Source organism: Psychromonas sp. (assembly GCF_047632995.1).
GTDB lineage: Bacteria > Pseudomonadota > Gammaproteobacteria > Enterobacterales > Psychromonadaceae > Psychromonas.
Genome location: NZ_JBLIEK010000147.1, coordinates 1 through 7,054, shown reverse-complemented (window position 1 = coordinate 7,054; position 7,054 = coordinate 1). Strand labels below are relative to the sequence as shown.

The following is a 7,054-nucleotide window of genomic DNA, read 5'->3' as shown; positions in this document are numbered from 1 at the left end:
GTTTTCATAAGAAAGCGCTTACACATATTTAGGTTTTACCATGATAATTGAAAATAGTAATAATATTTCGGGACAATTTGTCTCACTTGATGGTGATAAATACTATCAAATAAAAAATGCAGATAAGATGGCACCATTTTTTATCAGTGTGGTCTCTGCCAGTGATCACTGGTTGTTTATTTCATCTACGGGGTGTTTATCTGCAGGTCGAATTCGACCTGAAAATGCATTGTTTCCTTATAAATCAGTTGATTATATTCACGAAAATGCAGAAAACACCGGCAGTAAAACAATTGTTAAAGTGCAAACTGAAAATGGTTGCAAACAATGGGAACCGTTTAATCTTCAGCATAATAGCCTCTATGATGTTCAACGTAACCTTTATAAGAATATAGCCGGTGATAAGATTGTTTTTGAAGAAATCAATATTGATCTCGGACTTACTTTCAAATATCAATGGGCTACAAGTGAACAATTCGGTTTTGTTAGAACATCAACTGTAAAAAATAACGCTCAACAAACCGTTGAAATAGAGCTTGTGGATGGTATTCAAAATATTCTCCCACCAAATGCACCGCTTGCACTTATGCAAACGAGTAGTGCATTACTGGATGCTTATAAGTGGAATGAACTACTACCGGAATCCACACTCGCAACCTACAGCTTATATGCAAAATTAAGTGATCGTGCCGAGCCTGCTGAATCATTACGCGCAACAACTGTCTTCAGTGTCGTTGATGAGTATCAGTCTATTTTATTGTCAAGCGCACAACTAGGGGCTTTTCGTCGAGGTGAGTCACTCGAAAATGAAGAACTGCGCCGCGGGTTAAGAGGGGCATATTTCGTTCATAAAAAGTGTGTACTTGATGCCGGGCAAGAAAACAGCTGGCAGATAGTCGCCGATATCGACAAAACCCATGCTGATATTGTTACGTTGCAACAAAATTTACAGCCGAACGTAGCGGTTAAAAGTAATATTAAATGCTCAATTGAAGATAATCACCAAGATCTATTAATGTTGATGGCGGGCAGTGATGCCTATCAAAAAACAGCAGAAGAAGAGACAACTGTTCATCATTATGCCAATGTGTTATTTAATAATATGCGTGGTGGCGTGGTCGTTGACCAATATTGGGTGGAAAAACAAGATCTTGTAAAGACTTTAACTAATGCTAATAAAGTAGTTTGTGCAAGGCATGCTAAGTTTTTTGATGCTTTGCCAGAACGTATTGGATATCAAGAGTTATTATCAATAGCGGCAGAACAAAAAGATACACAGCTTGTTCGTTTATGCCATGAGTACCTACCTTTAACTTTCGGCCGTCGTCATGGTGATCCAAGTCGCCCATGGAATCATTTCGAAATTAAATTGAAAGATGAGAACGGTGATAGGCTACTTTCTTACCAAGGTAACTGGCGTGATATTTTCCAGAACTGGGAAGCATTGGGGCTAAGTTACCCTAACTTTATCAAATCATTTATCTCTAAATTCGTTAACGCATCAACTGTCGATGGTTACAACCCTTACCGTATTACTAAAGGCGGTGTTGATTGGGAGATGCTGGAAGAAGATGATGCTTGGAGTAATATTGGTTACTGGGGTGATCATCAGATTATCTACCTTCTTAAGTTCCTGGAATTATCTAAAAAATATCAACCAGCAGAGCTAAATGAACTTTTAAGCACAGAGATTTTCAGTTACGCCAATGTGCCTTATGAAATTGAAGGTGTTGAAAAATTATTTGCAGATCCAAAAAACACTGTGATTTTCAATAATGATAAACAGCGCATTATCGAAGAGCGTGTTATACAGCTAGGCAGTGATGGTCGATTATTATTGGATGCTGATCGCAATGTTTATATGGTTAACCTAACTGAAAAGTTATTGGTTCCTTTACTGGCTAAACTCGGTAACCTCGTTGTTGACGGCGGTATTTGGCTAAATACGCAAAGACCCGAATGGAATGATGCTAATAATGCGATCGTTGGTACCGGTCTTTCTATGGTGACCTTGTACTACATGCGCCGTTATGTTGCTTTTTTACAAGATCTTTTAAAAGACAATACGATGGAAGTTGAACTTTCATCTGAGCTAGCGCAGTGGGTTACACAAACATCAAAAATCCTTCAGGAAGCGAATGCACTGATTCAAGATAAGAACATCAATGCACAAACGCGTAATGATGTGCTAAGAAATCTTGCCGTCGCTGCTGCGGATTACCGCGCTGCTGTTTATAAAAATGGTTTCTCAGGTAAAACAACAATTGACTGCGCGGCTATCAACCAAATGTTAAATGTGAGCCTGCAAGTAATTGATGAAAGTATTCAGACCAATCTACGTCAAGACGGTTTGTACAATGCTTATAACATCATTAAATATACGTCCGACAGTGTTAATGTTGATCTGCTCTACCCTATGCTTGAAGGTCAGGTAGCGGTATTGTCTTCTGGTGTTTTAAAACCTCAGCAAGCTGTGGAGTTATTAGATAAATTATATGCAAGTGAAATGTTCCGTGCAGATCAGCAAACTTTCATGCTCTACCCGGATCGTGATTTAACGCGCTTTGCTAACAAAAACTTTATTGCTGCAGAACGTGTAAAAGGAAATGCATTACTTAACGCTATGGTTGCAAAAGGTGACCGCCGCATCATTGAAATTGATGCTGCAGGTGCTTACCATTTCAACGCTAATTTCGAAAATGCAGGTGTTCTATCAAAGGCGCTTAAAAATGTTGAACCGGATTACGCTGAAGCAGCTAACAGTACCTCTGATGTATTAGCTTGCTATGAAGAAGTATTTAACCATCAGGCATTTACAGGCCGTTCAGGAACAATGTTCGGCTATGAAGGTTTAGGTTCAATCTACTGGCATATGGTCTCTAAATTACTACTGGCTGTTCAGGAGAACTATTTTGCTGCATGGAAAGAGGATTCAGAGTCAGCTGCGACGCAACAACTGGCTGAATACTACTATAAAGTACGTTTAGGTATTGGTTTTAACAAAACACCGGATGTTTACGGTGCATTCCCCACTGACCCGTATTCTCATACACCCAAGCAAGCGGGTGCTCAACAACCTGGCATGACAGGGCAAGTAAAAGAAGAGATTTTAACGCGCTTTGGTGAATTAGGTTTAATTGTTGAAGAAGGGCAAATATATTTCCAACCATCTCTGCTTAAAGAGACTGAGTTTTTATCTGCTAGCTCACAATTTGAATTCATTAATTTACATAGTGAACAGCAAAGCATCGCGCTTGCAGAAAAACAGTTGGCATTTACTTACTGTCAGGTTCCTTTTGTGTATGAGATCGTTGAAGAAGGGGCGGCTAGAGTCGAGTTGATAAATGAAATCGGTGAAACGCAGCAGTTCAACCAATTATTACTTAGTAAAATGGTTAGTCGTCAGATATTTTCTCGCAGCGGTGGTATTAAAAAGATCACTGTTTCCATTCCGGCAACTATGTTGCTGAAAACACACGAGGTGTAATCATTGTGACAAGTCACCTGTTAGAGGTGTCTGCTTATGATGCGGCGGGTTATTCTCCCGTCGTTAACTTTCAGACATGGCGAGTTGCAATGCTCAATTATATTGATGAGTTGGAGCCTGATAAAATAGATAACTTTCAGTGCCATAACGAAACCGATGAAGTTTTTGTATTGCAATCAGGTAAATGTATCTTATTTTGTGCTGAGCTCGATATTAAAAATAATATTATTGATATCATAAGTTGGGATATGGAAATCAACAAAACCTACAATATCAAACGTGGCATATATCATACGCACACGCTTAGTGAAGATGGCAAGGTTTTGATTGTGGAAAATAGTGATACAAATGATGCTAACTCACCATCAATAATTATTGATGATACTATTCGTCACCAGTTGGTAAACATAACGTCGGAGTTATGGGGCTAATTATTTTCAGTTATTATTAAAGGCAGTTTATCTGCCTTTTTTTTCGTCTTGTTTTATGTAAATAGTGCAAGCAGGCCAGCCGTCACTTTATCAATTCCACCTGCTAGCTGATTTAAGAACAATAAGTGATCGAGATCCTCGCAGAGATACCCCTTGGAAAAAAATACAGAGCTTATTTACTCTTTCAACGGAGGCTTGCCTTTAGCTGCGCTATTACCTACTTTAATTTTTTGACTGAATTTCGGATGATCAACTCGGGGGCCAATTTATTGTTTAGTGTATAAGTTTTTTTACTGACTAAAGAGAGTACGCAGTTAGCCGCTTCAATGCCCATCTCTTTAACCGGAAAGTTAACGGTCGTGAGTTCAGGTCTAATATGTTGGCTATAGGTGTCATTATCGTAACCAACAAGAGAAAGCTCATCACCAACAGAGATCTTCCTTTCACTGCAAATATCGTAGACAGCTAGCGCGATATTGTCGTTTTGGCAGAAAATGGCCGTAATTTCTTTATTACGATCCAGTAAACGCCTGACCGTTTCATGATTGCCTTTATGATCAAAACGGCCTTCGGCAATCAGGTTAGCATCATACGCTATACCGTACTCTGCAAGTGCATTTCGGTAGCCTTGTAAACGGTCTCGGCTGTCAATTTTGCTAAGCTGCCCAGTGATGCAGGCAACCTTGTTATGGCCTGATTCAATTAAATATTTTGTTGCAAGGTATCCACCAAGCTCATTATCAATGCAGATACACTGCTGAGCTAATTCGGGGATATAGCGGTTCAAAATAATTGTCGCTTTAGTCTCATTGGCTATTTTGATTAATTCATCATCAGATAACATATCAGAATGAATGATTAACCCATCAACTTGCTTAGATTGCAGAAATCGAATCGAGTCAATTTCTTTTTCTTTTGATTCCTGACCACTGGTAACAATTAAATGCATATTTTTTTTACGAACCGTATCTTCAGCGTTATGCATCAAAGGGCCGTAGAAAGGGCCTTCAAGTGAGCCAACTAACATGCCAATACTGTTTGAACGGCTAGATGCGAGCGCCTGTGCAAATGAATTTGGTTTATAACCCAGTTTTTCAATGGCTTCAAATACCTTGATTTTATTTGCTTCTTTAACCGTAGCATGGCCATTTAACGCTCTTGAAACCGTCGCCTGCGAAACTTGGGCAAGTTCCGATACTTCTTTAATAGTGATCAACTGACTCTCCTGTAATATGTTTATTAAATGCCGTGAACTGGGAGGGACGGATAAATAATGGTCACGCAGTTTACAGCCGATTATCTTATTTCTTAATATTGAACTTAGGAGCCACACAGCGCAAGCGCTTTCGTTGCGTTCTGATGAGCGTCGCATATAATATGAAAATTATATACATACCTTGACTCTATGTCGGTGCTTTTAAAATAGCGCATATATATCAGCGCATTATCGTTCTGATATCGTTCTGATTTTAGAGGATTACATTAGTTCAGTCGAGACTTTTAATCTTGTGACTAAACTCACACTCGCGGCCTGGTTTTAGTGATGTCGCTCACTTTATGTCGTGTAGTTTCTCTTTATACTTGGTTTCGAAATTAGCCAACAGGTAATTAATTGTTTATACACTTTATCAATCTATATTTGGTTATTTTAAAACAGAAAAAGAAAGCGCTTGCATGATGCTTGGTTTTGACATTAGCCAACGGGTAATTAAGTGTTTATACACTTTACAAATCCCGATTGGCTATTTTTAAAACAGAAAAAGAAAGCGCTTGCATGATGCTTTGTTTATTGAATTCGAAAAAACTATAAAACTATAAAATTATGGAGTTACTATGAAATTATCAAAAATCACCTTAGCATGTGCCTTAGCAGCTGGTATGGCAGCACCTCAAATTGCTAGTGCGGATGACGCTTTTGAGTTCCACGGTTATGCACGTTGGGGCACTCAATATGAACAAGATGGTAATAAACAGATCGCGGCTGATGGTCAAACTGGTAATGCTGCAGGTCGTCTAGGTAATGAAGGTAACGGTGGTGAGTGGCTTTTCGTTAAAAGATTTGAACCTGAAAACGCTACTAAATGGGATCTTGGCCTGATGATTGATGATTGGGGCAATGGGCTTGGAGTTAAACAAGCGTATGCTGGCGCATCTAATATTTGGGCATCTCAATCTGATGCCTATGTCTGGGCTGGTCGTGTTTTCCATTCACGTATGCAACAGGGTTTAACTGATTACTATCTTTCTATACAAGATGGTCAGGGCGCGGGTATTAAAGGGCTTAACCTTGGCTTTGCAACCCTTGAATTAGGTTTTGTTGATGCTAATGACGGTGCAAATTTTGCTGTTACTTCTAAATTAAGCAATATCAAATTAGGCGATGAGCTTAACCTGGATATTATTGCCAACTATGGTTTTACTGATGATACGGTAGTGGATCCTATTGATGCTTATCTATTGGTTGCAAAACTAAGTGGTTGGGGACAAAACGCATACTACCGTCACTCTGATAACACAGAGAACAGCCTTTCTTGGGGCCGAGTAGAAGGGTTGTCATCAGATTATCTTAGTGTTGACGGTAGCTTTAACTTAGCAGAACGCACCAACCTAGAGTATCTTGCTTCATACCACATGATTGATGAAGCTGCAGATAGCGGTGATCGCGATACAATGAATATCGTGCTTCGTCCTACCCATGCTTGGAATGAAATCCATTCAACATGGTTAGAAGCCGGTTACTCATTTGTTGATTATGACAATGGTGATGAAAGTTCTGCAGCTAAATTGACATTATCGCAAAACATCGCAGTAGGCGGCGTTACTTGGGCTCGTCCAATGTTACGCTTCTATGTGACTGCTGGTCAGGAAGAAAATAGAGCTGGTGAAACAGAAAATCCTGTTATTGCTGGTGCAATGTTTGAAGCTTGGTGGTAGGCCGATAATTTAGATAATTCACAGCTAACTAGTTAGTGATAAACTACAAAGGCAGCAATCAACCGATTGCTGCCTTTTTATTTAGAGGATAGAATATTGAAAAACTTATATATTGTGCTATTAGCTAGTTTATTGGCCGCTTGCTCCTCATCTGATAATTTTGTTATGGACTCCTTTCGAACTTTGGATACGCCATATGCCG

At 39.3% G+C, this 7,054-nt stretch carries 4 protein-coding genes; 3 read left to right on the top strand and 1 reads right to left on the bottom strand.

Translation table 11 applies throughout. From position 1 onward, the window contains the following. Window positions 1-40: 40 nt before the first annotated feature. Together ACJAT7_RS16715 and ACJAT7_RS16710 are read left to right on the top strand one after the other, a co-directional pair. Window positions 41-3,487 carry a hypothetical protein gene (locus ACJAT7_RS16715; RefSeq protein ID WP_415227941.1) on the top strand — a complete coding sequence of 1,149 codons (3,447 nt, stop codon included), beginning with the start codon at window positions 41-43 and terminating at the stop codon, window positions 3,485-3,487. Between the two features lie 5 nt (window positions 3,488-3,492). Beyond that, on the top strand, window positions 3,493-3,918 hold the full coding sequence (locus ACJAT7_RS16710) for a hypothetical protein (RefSeq protein ID WP_415227940.1): 426 nt from the start codon (window positions 3,493-3,495) through the stop codon (window positions 3,916-3,918). Window positions 3,919-4,135: 217 nt separating this feature from the next. Here the strand turns inward: ACJAT7_RS16710 and ACJAT7_RS16705 are convergent, their stop codons facing one another. Beyond that, complete coding sequence (locus ACJAT7_RS16705) at window positions 4,136-5,134, bottom strand: LacI family DNA-binding transcriptional regulator (RefSeq protein WP_415227939.1); 999 nt, start codon at window positions 5,132-5,134, stop codon at window positions 4,136-4,138. A 617-nt stretch (window positions 5,135-5,751) separates the two neighbouring features. On the opposite strand from ACJAT7_RS16705, the gene ACJAT7_RS16700 reads away from it, so the two are divergent. After that, window positions 5,752-6,852 carry a carbohydrate porin gene (locus ACJAT7_RS16700; protein WP_415227938.1) on the top strand — a complete coding sequence of 367 codons (1,101 nt, stop codon included), beginning with the start codon at window positions 5,752-5,754 and terminating at the stop codon, window positions 6,850-6,852. The last annotated feature ends 202 nt before the right edge of the window (window positions 6,853-7,054 follow it).